A 15,182-nucleotide genomic window follows, 5' to 3' on the forward strand; every position below is an offset into this window, starting at 1 on the left:
TAAGTGAGTGTATCCAAAATTAGTTAATACTGTCACCGCGTAATATTCGGAAATTTTTACGTGCCTGGGGAAAGTAATAGCTGTCCTGATAATTATAAATTATTTTCTCGTAATGTTCTTTGGCTTTTTCGGGTTCATTTAAAATGTTCTTGTAGAGTTCAGCGAGCGCAAAATGAGCATCATCGGCCAGAATATCATTTCCATAAAATTCAACAATTTTAAGATAGTTAAATTCCGCAGCCTCATAATTCTTGATAAGAACTAAAAGTTCCCCTTGTTTTAAAAGCGCCTCATCTTCTATTTTTTCTCCTTTGTGGTTGATAAGAATATCATCGAAAACTTTGATTGCTTCATCAATGTTCTGCTGATAAGAAAGCAGATCTGCCCTTGCATATTTCTTTAATGCGGTCTGGGTTGAATCTTCCAATGAATTATCTGAAATTAAAAGGCTTAACTGCATGGCATCGTTTGCAATAAGCTGTGAAGTTGAGCTTCTTAATACCTTTAACTGCGTAAATGCCCAATCAAAATCGCCCTTGTAAAAACTGGTCTGCGCTACTTTGAATCGGGCATCCTGACCTAAAACATCATTTTTCAAACTCTTTTGAACCTGAGAAAAATTGATTAATGCTTCGTTGAATTTCTGATTAAAAACAAGGATATCTCCAAGAGCAAGTTTTATATAAGCCTGGCTAAAGCGTTCCAGTGGAAGTTCCAAACATCTCTTGAGCATGGTGATTGCCTCTTCTGGCTTAGCTTTTTTAAAGGTCAGGAAATTTGCGTAGGCAATTTGTAATTGCAGGGTGTTGTTTTCATATCCGTAAACATCTATTAAAGATTCGAATTGCCTTTCTACTTCATCCAGTTGCCTTGTATTTGCATCCATCAATTTAATATCGATAAGGTTGAGGCGCGCGTTAAGTTTAATTATAGGATCATTTGAGTTCTTATCAATGTAGGTATAAATTGAAATCGCATCTTCAATAGCTTTGTCTTCCAGGGCAATATCGCCAAGAGCGATCAAACGCTGAAGTGTAAAAGCTCCAGATCTTTTATAGATGGCTTTTTCCTGATTGAAGGCACTGCTGTATTGTCTTTGTTGTACAAACAGCCAACTCAGGATTTCATTCCAAAGGATATCCGGATTTTTTTGAGCCTTTAGCAGGAGTATTTTTTTGAGCTTTAGGTTATTTGGATTCTCAGGGTCTGAGGTAATAAAATTATCAAGATTTCGAAGTACGTTTGTCTGAGTAGCCTTACCTGCAGAAATTAGTTCCAGATAGGAGTTATACATCCGCTCAATATCTCCCTGTTCCCCATAAATGCGGGCCATTTGAAAATTATAATCTAATTGCGGATTTAGCTCCATAGCCTTGGAGTAAGCCTTGAGGGCATAGTCTAACAAGGCATAGCGCTGAAATCTGAATCCTATTCCATAGCCATAATTTGGATTCTCTTCTATTTTTGAAAGTGCGATTTCATAATTCTCTTTGGCCTTTTCGGTCTGGTCCTGAAGGAGGTAATTATACCCCAATTCAATATAAATGGTAGGGTAAGGGTTACCTAATTCTATTTTCCTTAAGAGAAAAGCCTGGGCTTCCTCATACTTTTCCAATTGCTGGTAACAGGCAATTAAACCTTCGGCATAATCAGTACGCCTGGGATTTTTTTCAACCAGATTTTTATAAAAGACTTCAGCTTTCTTAAACTCACCATCATTAAAATATTGCTTCGCCAGGAAATCTTCCTGTGCAGCACAATAGGAGGTGCAGATTAAACCAATAAATAATAAGGCAAATCTCATATTGGAAATTTATCAAATTTAACCAAGCTCTTTAAAAAACACTGTCAAAGAAAGCATAATATCGCTGAATTGAACTTTTCCCCAATCAGATAGGATACCAATTTAAATTCCAGATCATGGATATTCCCGTAATGGGTTTATCTGCTAAAACCAACTATTCTATCCTGCTAAAGCCTGTGTAAGGGACCAGAATATCAGGAATGTCTATTCCATCTGCAGTTTGGTAATTTTCCAGGATGCCCGCTAAAACCCTTGGCAAAGCCAGGGAGCTGCCATTTAAGGTGTGTACCAGTTGCGTTTTATTGTTTTCATCCCGGTAGCGAAGTTTTAATCTATTTGCCTGAAACGTCTCAAAATTTGAAACGGAACTTATTTCTAACCAACGGTCCTGAGCTGTTGAAAACACTTCAAAATCATAGGTAAGGGCTGAAGTAAAACCGAGGTCGCCACCGCATAGCCGTAGTACACGGAATGGTAATTTTAATTCCCTTAATATATTTTTTACATGTTCTACCATGGCATCAAGCGCCTGGTAAGAATTATCTGGATGTTCCACCCGCACTATTTCAACTTTATCAAACTGATGCAAACGGTTGAGTCCTCTTACGTGTGCACCATAACTTCCGGCTTCGCGACGGAAACATGGGGTATAACCGGTGTAGGAAATAGGGAGACTATTCTTGTCCAGGATATTTCCTCTAAGTACATTGGTAATAGGTACTTCAGCGGTTGGTATCAGGTAGAGATCTTCTTCCGTAACATGGTACATTTGCCCTTCCTTATCCGGGAGTTGCCCTGTCCCGTATCCTGAGGTCTCATTCACCAAAAGGGGTACCTGCATTTCGATATAACCTGCCTCGGTGTTTTTATCCAAAAAATAGGAAATTAAAGCACGTTGCAGTCGGGCACCTTTACCTTTATAAACCGGAAACCCGGCACCGGTGATTTTAGCACCCAGTTCAAAATCTATAATATCATATTTTTTAGCCAACTCCCAATGTGGTTTAGCCTCTTCTCCTAATTCTGGGATGTTCCCTTCTCTGAATACTTCTTCATTATCCTCTTCATCACTTCCCGCCGGAACAGATTCATGCGGGACATTTGGAATTTGATAAAGTGCTTCCTCCAAGTCAGCTGCAATGGTATTCAGCTTTTCGGTAAGTCTTTTAGATTCTTCTTTTAGCTGTGCGGTTTTTTGTTTTATCTGGTTTGCTTCCTCAGTTTTTCCACTTTTGTAAAGCATGCCTATCTCTTTGGAAAGCTTATTTCCTTCTGCCAGGGTGTTATCTAAATCTGTTTGCAGGGATCGCCTTTTTTCATCAAGGCTGAGGACCTTGTCCATATGAATTTCCGCATCAAAATTCCGCTTTTTTAAAGCTTGGATAATCTGATCCTTATTTGTTCGTAAAGCTTGTAACTGCAACATGTTTAGCTGATTTAAGGCGTAAATTTAGGGTTAATTGATTAATGTATCAATTTGAAGCGTCAACAATTTTTTAATAGTTTGATATTTCATTATCTCGGCTATACCAGCACTTAATTATTAATTTGCCTGGAGTTTAGTTTTTGTTTCCTCAGAGGGCAAGATCCAGTTATGATGCCTGAGATGATACCAGCGTTCTGCTGCGAGATCTACCTCAGGATCTATAAAAGGTCTTAGTTTGTCATTATTTATTCGTACCCTGGAATTTACATATACCGAAATACTTGAACCATCTTCAGAATAGATTTTTTTAAGCCGTTGTGCAAACTGCCAAATGAAATCGGGATATGCAGCAACCCTTCCTTTTTGTTTTTTAGTAAGGTACTCATTGAGATTTACATTAATGATTTGACCGGTATCATTATTTACTACTTTAAAACTGATTACACCGGACCTGGTCCTCAGCATCATCCTCCAGCTTAATCTATGCCCCTCCTCGGTCCATAGAACATCATCTTTAAAAAAATGATGTCGTATGGGTAGAATTAGTTGTATTGCAAAGTAAATTCCAAATCCAGCTAAAATAAGGTTTCGGTTATCAGGGATAATGATTTCAGAAGATTCGGGTATGGGTTTATTTTTAAAGAAAATACGCCTGATAGTTTCGGGTTTAAAAAAGAAAACGGTAAAAGCAAGGGCTAAGTAGGGGAAGATCCCTATTTGAAATACGATAGAATTGAATAAGTGAAAGAAAATTGCGGCTGCAAAAGCTATCTTTCTGCTGGGTTTCCACAAAAGTGCCGGTATAATAAGTAAATCAAACAATATGCCCATTACAGAAATAAACTTATGCATCCATGATTCCTGCAACAAGTCACCTATTAACCAATAATGTGCTTTGTTTTTCATCAGGATTTCGACAAAACTAAAATCAAGCCAATCGGCATATAACTTGGCCAGGGCCGCATAGGTGTACACTATGAAAAGCTGGAAGATAACAATCCATCTAACGTAATTGTACATTCCCTCACTTTTGAGTTTAGGGTTAGCCCTGGCATCTAATGAATATGACCGGTTGGCGGGTAAAAAACACATTATCAGCGAGATGAGCACCAATAAGTAATAGTGGTTGTTGTATGATGTTTTTTGCATCAGGTAAACCGATGTCCAGAGAATTGTAAATGAAATAATACTTAAGCTGTATTTATAACCCAGAGTAATAAAAATTCCCAGGGTACCCATGATAAAAAAGTAAATATACATCCCCGGACCTGGTAAAGGCTGTAACCATTCAAATCCAATAAATGTAAAGGTGAAAGAAGGCTCAATCATAGTCCTCCGAACCCATCCTGTTAGGATAGCACCATAGGATTCAAGACTAATAAGAATACCGAAAAATATACGAAAAAGTATAAGCTGACTGTTGTCTATTCTTTTAAATAAAAAGGGATTAAGCATCTAAGCTGAAATTAAGCTAAGTGAGGTTTCTTTATCCTTAAGTAACTGCGTTTTGAGTTCCTCCAGCGAATTAAATTTGTGTTCATCGCGGATTCTTTCCAGGATATCAACCTGGATATTTTGTCCATATAAATCGTCCCTAAAATCAAAAAAGTGGATTTCAATGCTCTTTGAGGAACCATCTACAGTAGGATTGAAGCCAATGTTCATCATCCCGTAATATAACTTTTCATTTAGGATGCTTTTTACCACGTAAACCCCATTTTTAGGAATAAGTTTGTAGTCCTCTTCAATGGACAAATTAGCTGTGGGAAAGTCTAATTGTCGCCCCAGGCCTTTGCCTTTTTCTACCTTCCCGGTGAGCATGTAATGATATCCCAGGTATTTATTGGCAGTCTTCATATCGCCTTTATTCAGGGCCTTCCTAATTTTTGTAGAACTTACTGATACGTCATCAATTTCCTGCGCTGCAATTTCTTCTACTTCAAAATTTAATGTAGTCCCATAAGCGATTAGGTCCTGAATATTTGCATTCCTGTTGCGGCCAAAGCGGTGATCATACCCGATGATTATCTTCTTTGTCTTTAATTCATTTACCAAAATATCTCTTACAAATTCTATGGAAGATAGTCGTGAGAATTCAGCCGTAAAGGGATGGATAATTAAACAATCCAAGCCTATTAACTCCAAAATTTTAACTTTTTCCTGAATGGTATTCAGCAGTTTTATTTGGGTATCTTTTTGCAAAACCATCCTGGGATGAGGGAAAAAAGTAAGCACTGTAGACTGCAGACCAGATTTTTTGGCATCATTTATGAGGCGTTCTAATATTTTCCTGTGACCTATGTGAACACCATCAAAAGTACCTATGGTAATAGCAGTAGATTGCTTTTTATCGTAATTGGAAATGCTTTGAACTGTGACCACACAAATAAAATAATAAAAAGGCTTATTTTTAAAGTTTTAAAAATCCCTTGATGTTAACAAAACTACGTCTTGTTTTATCAATTACCATAATTTTTCTTTCCTTTTACGGATCTGGGCAATCCAAATATTGGCAACAGGAGATATCAGCCAATGAGATTACTTCAGCCTCTATTGCAAAGAGGGATATTGCTAAGGTAAAAATATTTGAACTGGACCGGGCATATTTTGATGAAGAACTTGTTTCCATATCCCAGCCCCGGAAAAGGCCTGGAATCGTCTATTTTCCAGATGTCCAGGGGAAACTTAAGGGATTCAGGATCTCGGAGAATTCAGTCTTTGCCCCTGAATTGGCAAAAAAATACCCGGGTATAAAGTCTTATTCAGGGTATAGTCTGGATGGAAGCAAAGATCTTATTCGCTTCAGTGTTTCACATAAAGGGGTTCAGAGTATGATTGTTCACGCGGGGAGCGACAGGACAACATTCATGGAGAAAGTGTCGGAAACAGGCAGTACTTATGTGGTTTATGACCGAAGCTTAAGCGCAAAGGTGGATAACGACTTTATTTGCTACACCCAATCCATAATTGAGAAAAATTCCGATGATTTAGCTTTAAAACTGGTAGATGATCAGGTACTCAGGAAATACAGAATTGCAATATCTGCTACCGGTGAATATACAGAATTCCATGGTGGCACAGTGGTAGATGCACTAGCTGCAATTAATGCAACCCTTACAAGGGTGAATCAGGTTTTTGAAACGGATTTGGGGGTTAATTTAGAATTGATTGGGAATACAGATCTCGTGATCTATACAGACCCGGATACCGATCCATATGGAGGAAACTTGAATTCTGAAGTACAAAATACTCTTACTGCCACAATTGGTGAAGCAAATTATGATGTTGGTCATCTGTTCCATGAGGATATTGATGGAGGTAATGCCGGATTTATAGGCTCGGTTTGTATAGATAATCAGAAAGGAAGCGGGTATGCCGCAGCCGAAAATCCACAGGGTGATGTGTATGACCTCGATTATGTGGCACATGAATTGGGGCATCAATTTGGGGCTAATCATACCTGGTCCTTTGAATCTGAAGGCACTCAAGTACAGGCAGAACCAGGCACTGGCAGCACCATCATGGGATACGCAGGAATAATACAAGGACAAAACGTGGCCCCGAATGGGGATGATTATTTTCATTATTACAGTATATTTCAAATCATAGAATATCTTAAAACTACCAGTTGTGGGGAACTAACACCACTAACCAACAGTCCTCCGGTTATTAATTCCATAGGGGATCATATAATTCCAAAAGGAACAGCATTTGTTTTGCAAGGGAATGCTACGGATCCCGATATGGGTGACATACTAACTTATACATGGGAACAGATAGATGACGGTGTAGTAACCACAGAAAGCTTCGGGCCCGATAATCCAAGTGGAGCAAATTTCAGATCGCTCAGACCTACGACAGATCCTGATCGATATTTTCCAAAGTTATCAGAGGTAATACAGGGAAATCTCACTCAGACAAGTCCGGTTATAAATTCAGCCTGGGAAACGGTTTCCAATGTGGAACGCGAAATGAATTTTGCTTTAACCGTAAGAGATAATGCCGCGGGTGGGGGGCAGGTTTCATCTGAGCTGGTAAAACTAAATGTTATTAATGGCGCAGGACCATTTGTCGTTACCTCACAAAATTTGGCTGCTACATACACTGCAGGATCTGTTCAAACAATTAGCTGGGATGTTGCCAACACCGACAGATCACCAATAAATTGCCAGGAAGTAGACATATTTCTGTCTACAGACGGAGGCCAAAGTTTTCCAATACAGTTGGCAGTTGCTGTCCCAAACGATGGTAACCAGGATGTTATTATCCCGGGTAATAGCACCACAACAGCACGTATAATGGTTAAAGGTGCAGACAACGTTTTTTTTAGTATAAATTCTACTGATTTTAGTATTGAAGATTCTGAAATAGTCCTGAGTTTTGCCGATCTTGAGTATGAGGTTTGTGAACCCAGCGACCTTATTGTACCATTTATTTATGAAACGTATTTAGGGTTTAGTGAAGAAGTTACATTTAGCGTACAAGGGATGCCGGCCGGACTTACCGCTCTATTCACGCCACCAACGGCGACCGTTAACAATACACCGGTTTCCATAATTTTTTCAAATACAGATCTTGTGATTCCGGGAACCTATCCGGTAACAGTCACTGCCACTTCACCAGGTATTACAAAGGATATACCTATTAGTATTACGATTAATAATGCCAGTTTCCCTGATGTAATCTTGCAGTCTCCTTCAGATATGGAAACAGAAGTTAGTCCACAGCAACTTTTTGTATGGGAAGCCAATGAGCAGTATTCAGCTTATGATATAGAAATTGCCACGGATGTACTTTTCACGACAGTGGTTGAATCTGCCAGTGATATAATTTTTAATAACTATCTGCCTCAAAACTTGGAAGATGAAACAACTTATTATTGGCGGATAAAACCAAAAAATTCTTGTGGAGAAGGTACTTTTGGTGCGCCATTTAGTTTCACGACTGTAACCATAAGTTGCGATATGGAAGTAGCCAATGACCTTCCCGTAGAAATATCTTCAATTGGTACACCCTTAGTAACCTCTACCATCACCATCTTAAATGATTTACCAATTACAGATGTGAACGTAACCCTTGAATTGCAACATACTTTTCTGGCAGATTTAGTAATCAGTCTAACCTCACCCCAGGGGACGGTGGTGGTGTTGACTTCCAATTCCTGTGGGGAACTGGAAAATATTGATGCGGTATTTGATGATGATGGAGATCCTTTTATATGCAGTGGTGGTAACGCAGCAATTAGTGGTACAGTAAGGCCCCTTGGTTCACTGGCATCCTTCAATGGGGAATCTTCTTTTGGGGAATGGACCTTAACTGTTTTTGATACGGCTCCAGCTGACGGCGGAAGCATAGATGTGTTTTCTCTTGAAATCTGCGGGGAAGGGGATTTGAGACCTGATAATGATGAAGATGGGGTGTTTGATGATGGCGATGACCTTTGCCTGGGAACACCTCCCGGTACGGAAGTTAATGCAGACGGATGTCCTGTATATCGCTTTCCGACAGATAATTTTAGTCTGGTAATTCAGAGTGAATCCTGTATTACGAGTGATGACGGATCATTTGAAATTACTGCCGCTATGTCTATGGATTACACCGTTGATGTTACGGGCAATGGATTGAATGTTACGGAGAGCTTCACTTTGAGTTATCAATTAGGTAATTTAGCTACCGGCACGTATAACGTGTGTATAAATGGAACAGATGGCACAAATACTTTTGAAGAAATCTGTTTTGAAGTAATTATAAATGAGCCTGGTCCATTGAATGTGAGTTCTTTGGTCTCTTTGGATGGACAAGAGGCAGTTTTGACTTTATCCGGATCAATTTTGTACAATATTGAACTAAATGGAATCCTTATCCAAACAGGGGAGTCTGAACTTATTCTGGATTTGAAGGAGGGTTTAAATACCTTAAAAGTTTCTACTAATTTGCCTTGTCAGGGCGTGTATGATGAAACTGTCTTCATTCCTGCGGTTCCAATAATATTTCCTAATCCGGTTGTTGAAACACTGAATATATTTTTAGGGTCAATTACGGAGATTGTGAATATTACCATTTTTACTTCAGACGGCAGATTTATAAGTAATCAAAGTTTTGATGGGGTTGATGATACCCTTACACTGGACTTTGTAGGACTCCCTTCAGGCTTGTATTATGTGAATATTGAGGGAGGTGGGATCAAAGGAACCTATAAAATTTTAAAACGATGAGAGTTATTTTAATAGTTTTCATTAGCCTGCTGTTTACGGCCTGTAAAAAGGATTCGCCCAAGCCTCCTGAGGCGGCTCTCTTAATTTTTCCTCAGCAAAATTCATTGTGTACTACTGGGGTAACTATAACTCCTTCTACCAGCAGGGTTGAATTTGCCTGGCAAACTGCTAATAACACAGAAAATTATGAATTAAGGGTCACTAACCTTAATAGTGGGATTACACAAACGGCCAACACACAATTTACCACAGCGGAACTCACAATAGATAAGGGAACTCCATATTCCTGGTCTGTTATTACTAGTAATACCAAAGTACCGGAAACCAGCTCCAGTACGGTCTGGCAATTTTTCAATGCAGGATCTCAGATCACCCACACGCCTTTTCCCGCACAGATAGTTGGGCCCTTGTCGGGGACCTCCGTTGTAAGAGATATTAACCAGGAAATTACATTGGAATGGTTGGGTGCGGATGTTGATGATGATATTGTTGGTTATGAAATCTTTGTTGATACTGTATCGCCTCCTCTTGTATTGGCCGCTTCCCCGGCAGCTACTGTCTCCAGTATTAAGATTAACACCAATTCTGATACCGTCTATTTTTGGAAGGTAATTACCAGGGATAATGAGGGTAATAGTTCAGATTCCGGCATTTATTCCTTTAGGGCTCTTTAGTCCGTAAACTTTTAGAGCCATTAATTATGGACCAGGGGATCTACGTATTGTTATACGCATTCATGGTAATCTTCACCCCGGCAAGTACAAATGACTTTATAAGCTCACCAGCCCTTTCCAGGCGTTCCGGCAAAGCACTTCTTTCTTCATCATTCCATTTTCCCAGTACATAGTCTACTTGCCTGCCTTTGCTGAATTCAGAGCCTACCCCTACTCGTAATCGGTTGTAATTTACAGTTTGGAGGCTGTTTTGAATATCTCTGAGGCCATTATGGCCGCCATCGCTTCCTTTTGTTTTTAACCTGAGTGTTCCGAACGGAAGATTGATATCATCTGTAATCACCAGGATATTTTCTAAAGGAATTTTCTCTTTATCCATCCAGTATTTTACAGACTTGCCACTGAGATTCATGAAGGTGGAAGGTTTTAAACACAATACACTTCTGCCTTTAATTTTAAAAGAACCCAAGTCTCCTAATTTATGGGTTTCAAAAGAGAAATTTTGTGTATCAGATAATTTGTCAAGTACCAAGAAACCAACATTATGCCTGGTGTCTTCATATTCTTTACCTATGTTTCCCAGACCTATTACCAGGTACTTTTTCATAGCATCTGTTTCTTCTAAAAGTTGTTTTTCTTTTAAAAAAAGAAATTCAAAAAATTTTCTCATACCCTTTGATGGTCAACGGGTAAAAATACAAAAGCATCCTGAATCCTGATATATCCGGATAGGATGCTTTTATGAATTAGTACTAATCTTATTTATTCAGCACCTTCTGCAGGAGTTTTACCTCCTTCAGCAGCGGCACCTTCAGCACCTTCAGCACCTTCTGCTCCTTCAGCACCTTCTGCTCCTTCAACACCTTCTTCTAATCCTTCTTCATCTTCAAGTTCTTCTTCTATGGCTGCACGGGCAGTTTTAACCTGTACTACAACAGTAGAATCGGGTTGAAGAATAGTAAAATCATCACTTAACAATGACTCTACCAGAATGTTGTCTCCAATTTTTAGAGAATTGATATCTATATCAAAGAAATCGGGCAGGTTGTCCGGTAACGCTTTGATAGTTAGTTTTCTATTTCTGAATAACAGACGACCTCCATTTCTTACACCCGGAGAATTTCCTTGTAAACGTACGGGAATATCCATTGTAACTTCCTTGTCGTCAAACAGTTGGTAAAAATCTATATGTAAAATTTTATCGGTCACAGGATGAAACTGTATATCCTGCAATACTGCTTTCACCTTTTCACCTTTATCCAAATCAACCTTCACTGTGTGGGCTTTTGGAGTGTACACTAGTTTTTGGAATGCTAATTCATCCGCTGAAAAGTGTAATGGTTTCTCCCCTCCGTATACCACGCAAGGAACCTTTCCAGCATTACGTAGGGCCTTCGTTGCCTTTTTGCCCACGCTATTATCTATGATTAATTAATATTTACATTAAAAATTTTGAAGCAATTGAAGTATTATGATGAACTCTATGCATAACGTCAGCAAAAAGGTCGGCGCAACTTAACACCCTAATTTTTCCACTTTCTTTTTTGATAGGAATAGAATCTGTTACGATTAATTCTAACAATTGCGAATTTTCTATTTTTTCATAGGCTTTGCCCGATAACAAAGCATGGGTGGTTATAGCCCTGACACTTTTTGCACCGCGTTCCATCATTAGATCAGCGGCTTTTGCCAAAGTACCGGCAGTATCTACGAGGTCATCAACCAAGACTACATTTTTATCCTGTACATCGCCAATGAGTTCCATGTGTGAAATTATATTGGCTTTTGCCCTTTGTTTATAGCAGATTACCACGTCAGATTCCAGTGCTTTAGAATACGCATAGGCCCTTTTTGAACCTCCCATATCGGGAGAAGCGATGGTAAGGTTATCTAAATTAAGGCTTCTCAAATAGGGAAGGAATAAGGTAGAAGCGAATAAATGATCCACGGGTTTTTCAAAAAAGCCCTGAATTTGATCTGCATGAAGGTCCATTGTAATTATCCTCGTTGCCCCTGCAGTTTCCAACATTTTGGCTATTAGCTTAGCTGCTATTGGCACCCTTGGTTTATCCTTCCTGTCCTGACGGGCCCAACCATAATAAGGAATAACAGCGGTAATATGCCTTGCAGATGCGCGCTTTGCAGCATCCAGCATAAGCAGCATTTCCATAAGGTTCTCAGAACTTGGGTTGGTAGATCCAATAACAAAAATTCTTGTCCCGCGAATAGATTCTTCGAACGAAGGCTGAAATTCTCCATCGCTGAAATGTGAAAACAAAACATTACCCAATTCTGCCCCATAAGACTTGGCGATTTTTTTACCTAATTCCATACTTTGTGTACAGGCAAAAATTTTGGGTTCGGGCACTTGATAAGCCATACTTAATCTCTTGTTTTCTAGTTTCTTAAATCCCCTTATTCTTAAGGAGGTGCAAATTTAAAAATTTATTTGGGTTGCTAAAGGATAAATGTGGGTTATTTTAGTTTTGAGAACGAAATTATTTTTTAGCTTTGCAATCCCATTGCCTCGGTGGCGGAACTGGTAGACGCGCTGGATTCAAAATCCAGTGTCTTCGGACGTGTGGGTTCGATTCCCACCCGAGGTACGGATAAACCACGATAAAGTGGAAATTCAAGCGAGTTTCATAAAAGAAGCTCGCTTTTTTTATGAAGTGATGCGTTTTGTTTCCTATTGTGGTTTTCAAAACAACCTTTAAGGGAAGAATTGCAATGGAATTCAATCCCACCCGAGGTACAAAACCTCCAGGATTTCCTGGAGGGTTTTATTATCATTCTTCTCATTGGACCCTGTTGGTCGGTTTTATTCTGCTGTTCATCCAAAAGATACAATAAAGCAAAATTCCATAAACCGCAGCTTTTATCGCTTTGCGCTGGTAAGCTTCCATTTTAGCAAATTAATGTGCTTTTAAGCCGGAATTTGAAATAGAAGTTGATTAAAGTTGCATTTTGACACCATATTAATTTTTTAAGATTTGGGATATGAAAACAGTTTTACTTATTAGGGAAGTCTATTTGGAAGGCTTCAGGAATTTGGGGCATTTTATTGTGCAGAAGTATTTTAAGGCTTTTGCCTGGTTTAGTTTTATTATGTTTTTTGTGGTCCTTTATGCCTTTATTTTCAGGGTGTATACAGGATTCGCATTTGATTAATTATTAATTTAAAATAAAAAACTATGGCTCAAAGACATAAAGGATATAGTTTGATCGATTTTCTAATAGCCGCAGGATGTTTATTCATTTCTGTGATGATGTTTATGATTATGACGGCTGCAGGAGTCCAATAAAGAAGTTGTGAGTACCCATCTTTGCTTATCATAGCTTTGGTGGAATAAAAATAACCAACCTAGATGATGATTAATCCCTGTGAGGTATACCCTTACAGGGGTTTTTTGTTGCTACTTCCCATCCTTCCTGCTTAATCTCTATTCAAAGGTTCCTGTGCGGAAATTGTGCATTTTATCCGGGAATTCTGCTGTCTTGACTAAAAGAATGAAGAAAACCTAAACTTAGAACGGATTTTGGAGTCTTATAAGTGAATTCTAAAATTAGTGTTATGAAAACTATAAGTTTACTCAAGGAAATTTATTTGGAAGGATTCAGGAATATAGGAACCCTTATAGTAAGAAACTATTTTAAACTTTTTGCATGGTTTTGCTTTGCAATGTTCTTGGTTGCACTCTATGCATTTATCTTTAGGGTGACTACAGGATTCGCTTTTGACTAGCACCTGCATAAATTCTGCTAAAAACAGATAAAAAAATATGGAAAAAATCCAAAAAATAGGAAATATTCCATAAATTAGCTGTCCTTTTAGACAGTTATGCAAAAGACCATTCTTCATCTGGATCTGGATACCTTTTTTGTATCCGTAGAACGACTCATTAATTCCGAGTTGCAGAACAAACCCTTACTGGTTGGTGGTACCAGCGACAGAGGAGTAGTGGCTGCCTGCAGCTACGAGACCCGGGGTTTTGGCATACATTCCGGGATGCCCATGAAAATGGCGCGGGAACTCTGCCCCGAAGCCGTTGTTATCCGGGGTAATGCAGGCACCTATAGCAAGCACTCAGATCTGGTTACTGAAATTATCAAAGGACAAGTGCCTGTTTTTGAGAAATCGAGTATAGATGAGTTTTACGCAGACCTTTCCGGAATGGACCGCTTCTTTGGTTGCTACCACTACGCTTCCGAATTACGAAAAATGATCATTAAAGAAACCGGGCTTCCCATTTCCTTTGGGTTGTCTGTAAATAAAGTAGTCTCTAAAGTAGCTACCAATGAGGCCAAACCCAACAACCAGCTGAAAGTAGATTTTGGCTATGAAAAACCTTTTCTGGCTCCGCTCTCTATTAAAAAAATCCCCATGGTGGGCGACAAGACCTACCAGACGCTCAGAAACCTGGGGCTTAGAAAAGTAAAAACCGTACAGGAAATGCCTATGGACCTTATGCGACGAGTGCTCGGAGCCAACGGTGCTGTCATCTGGAAACGGGCCAACGGCGTAGACAACTCCCCTGTGATCCCCTTTTGTGATCGTAAATCCATTTCTACAGAACGCACCTTTGACCGGGATACCATAGATGTCAGCAGGCTGAAAGGCATCCTTATAGCCATGACAGAGAACCTTGCCTACCAGCTCCGCAGAGGAGAAAAGCTTACCGCCTGCATTGCTGTCAAGATCAGGTACTCAGATTTTAACACTTATTCCAAACAAGTCCGCATCCCCTACACCAGTGCAGACCATATTTTGATTCCCAAAATTCTGGAACTGTTCAGAATCCTGTATAACAGGCGTTTGCTGGTGAGGCTTATAGGTATCCGCTTTAGCCATCTGGTACCAGGCAATTACCAGATTAACCTGTTTGAAGATACCGAAGAAGCCCTGAACCTCTATGCTGCAATGGATAACATCCGGGAGCGCTTTGGCGATAAAAGCGTGCTACGAGCCTCGGGCCTTGGCGCCAAAACCATTGGCAGAATGCACAATCCCTTTAACGGCCAGCCCCCTATAGTGCTGGCGCATAGAAAACAGTGAAATCCAC

The 15,182-nt window shown here is 39.5% G+C and carries 12 protein-coding genes and 1 tRNA gene; 6 read left to right on the forward strand and 7 right to left on the reverse strand.

The window, feature by feature from the left end; genetic code table 11:
• Window positions 1-19 precede the first annotated feature (19 nt).
• The 4 genes from Q0X77_RS12505 to Q0X77_RS12520 form a co-directional block, all read right to left on the reverse strand.
• Window positions 20-1,804, reverse strand: coding sequence for a tetratricopeptide repeat protein (locus Q0X77_RS12505; RefSeq protein WP_297797850.1), 1,785 nt, complete (start codon window positions 1,802-1,804; stop codon window positions 20-22).
• Between the two features lie 154 nt (window positions 1,805-1,958).
• The gene (gene serS, locus Q0X77_RS12510) at window positions 1,959-3,230 is read right to left on the reverse strand and encodes a serine--tRNA ligase (RefSeq protein ID WP_297797852.1); all 1,272 of its coding nucleotides are present in this window, start codon (window positions 3,228-3,230) and stop codon (window positions 1,959-1,961) included.
• Between the two features lie 117 nt (window positions 3,231-3,347).
• A complete protein-coding gene (locus Q0X77_RS12515) occupies window positions 3,348-4,685 on the reverse strand; it encodes an HTTM domain-containing protein (RefSeq protein ID WP_297797854.1) in 1,338 nt (445 codons plus the stop codon).
• Complete coding sequence (locus tag Q0X77_RS12520; RefSeq protein ID WP_297797856.1) at window positions 4,686-5,612, reverse strand: bifunctional riboflavin kinase/FAD synthetase; 927 nt, start codon at window positions 5,610-5,612, stop codon at window positions 4,686-4,688. It lies immediately after the preceding gene.
• 50 nt (window positions 5,613-5,662) lie between these two features.
• On the opposite strand from Q0X77_RS12520, the gene Q0X77_RS12525 reads away from it, so the two are divergent.
• Together Q0X77_RS12525 and Q0X77_RS12530 are read left to right on the forward strand one after the other, a co-directional pair.
• Entirely contained in the window at window positions 5,663-9,445 is a 3,783-nt protein-coding gene (locus Q0X77_RS12525; protein WP_297797858.1) for a reprolysin-like metallopeptidase, read from the forward strand.
• Entirely contained in the window at window positions 9,442-10,119 is a 678-nt protein-coding gene (locus Q0X77_RS12530; RefSeq protein ID WP_297797860.1) for a hypothetical protein, read from the forward strand. Before Q0X77_RS12525 ends, Q0X77_RS12530 begins: the two co-directional genes overlap by 4 nt.
• Before the next feature lie 40 nt (window positions 10,120-10,159).
• Here the strand turns inward: Q0X77_RS12530 and pth are convergent, their stop codons facing one another.
• The 3 genes from pth to Q0X77_RS12545 form a co-directional block, all read right to left on the reverse strand.
• The gene (pth, locus tag Q0X77_RS12535; RefSeq protein WP_297797862.1) at window positions 10,160-10,789 is read right to left on the reverse strand and encodes an aminoacyl-tRNA hydrolase; all 630 of its coding nucleotides are present in this window, start codon (window positions 10,787-10,789) and stop codon (window positions 10,160-10,162) included.
• A gap of 92 nt (window positions 10,790-10,881) precedes the next feature.
• A complete protein-coding gene (locus tag Q0X77_RS12540; RefSeq protein ID WP_297797909.1) occupies window positions 10,882-11,547 on the reverse strand; it encodes a 50S ribosomal protein L25/general stress protein Ctc in 666 nt (221 codons plus the stop codon).
• 10 nt (window positions 11,548-11,557) lie between these two features.
• A complete protein-coding gene (locus tag Q0X77_RS12545) occupies window positions 11,558-12,499 on the reverse strand; it encodes a ribose-phosphate pyrophosphokinase (protein WP_297797864.1) in 942 nt (313 codons plus the stop codon).
• Window positions 12,500-12,643: 144 nt separating this feature from the next.
• Here Q0X77_RS12545 and Q0X77_RS12550 point away from each other — a divergent pair.
• The 4 genes from Q0X77_RS12550 to Q0X77_RS12565 all read left to right on the forward strand — a co-directional run bounded on the left by Q0X77_RS12550 (window position 12,644) and on the right by Q0X77_RS12565 (window position 15,175).
• A tRNA-Leu gene (locus Q0X77_RS12550) sits at window positions 12,644-12,725 on the forward strand.
• A 394-nt stretch (window positions 12,726-13,119) separates the two neighbouring features.
• Entirely contained in the window at window positions 13,120-13,290 is a 171-nt protein-coding gene (locus Q0X77_RS12555) for a DUF6747 family protein (protein ID WP_297797866.1), read from the forward strand.
• 403 nt (window positions 13,291-13,693) lie between these two features.
• Window positions 13,694-13,864 (forward strand): DUF6747 family protein, encoded by a 171-nt coding sequence (locus Q0X77_RS12560; RefSeq protein WP_297797869.1) that lies wholly within the window; start codon window positions 13,694-13,696, stop codon window positions 13,862-13,864.
• A 96-nt stretch (window positions 13,865-13,960) separates the two neighbouring features.
• A complete protein-coding gene (locus Q0X77_RS12565) occupies window positions 13,961-15,175 on the forward strand; it encodes a DNA polymerase IV (protein ID WP_297797871.1) in 1,215 nt (404 codons plus the stop codon).
• The last annotated feature ends 7 nt before the right edge of the window (window positions 15,176-15,182 follow it).

It is taken from the genome of uncultured Eudoraea sp., assembly GCF_947258925.1.
Lineage (GTDB): Bacteria > Bacteroidota > Bacteroidia > Flavobacteriales > Flavobacteriaceae > Eudoraea.

What these genes read in the sequence shown, in the direction of transcription:
- Q0X77_RS12505 (WP_297797850.1), bottom strand. Translation starts at nt 1,804, where the DNA reads ATGAGATTTGCCTTATTATTTATTGGTTTAATCTGCACCTCCTATTGT.
- serS (WP_297797852.1), bottom strand. Translation starts at nt 3,230, where the DNA reads ATGTTGCAGTTACAAGCTTTACGAACAAATAAGGATCAGATTATCCAA.
- Q0X77_RS12515 (WP_297797854.1), bottom strand. Translation starts at nt 4,685, where the DNA reads ATGCTTAATCCCTTTTTATTTAAAAGAATAGACAACAGTCAGCTTATA.
- Q0X77_RS12525 (WP_297797858.1), top strand. Translation starts at nt 5,663, where the DNA reads ATGTTAACAAAACTACGTCTTGTTTTATCAATTACCATAATTTTTCTT.
- Q0X77_RS12530 (WP_297797860.1), top strand. Translation starts at nt 9,442, where the DNA reads ATGAGAGTTATTTTAATAGTTTTCATTAGCCTGCTGTTTACGGCCTGT.
- pth (WP_297797862.1), bottom strand. Translation starts at nt 10,789, where the DNA reads ATGAGAAAATTTTTTGAATTTCTTTTTTTAAAAGAAAAACAACTTTTA.
- Q0X77_RS12545 (WP_297797864.1), bottom strand. Translation starts at nt 12,499, where the DNA reads ATGGCTTATCAAGTGCCCGAACCCAAAATTTTTGCCTGTACACAAAGT.
- Q0X77_RS12555 (WP_297797866.1), top strand. Translation starts at nt 13,120, where the DNA reads ATGAAAACAGTTTTACTTATTAGGGAAGTCTATTTGGAAGGCTTCAGG.
- Q0X77_RS12560 (WP_297797869.1), top strand. Translation starts at nt 13,694, where the DNA reads ATGAAAACTATAAGTTTACTCAAGGAAATTTATTTGGAAGGATTCAGG.
- Q0X77_RS12565 (WP_297797871.1), top strand. Translation starts at nt 13,961, where the DNA reads ATGCAAAAGACCATTCTTCATCTGGATCTGGATACCTTTTTTGTATCC.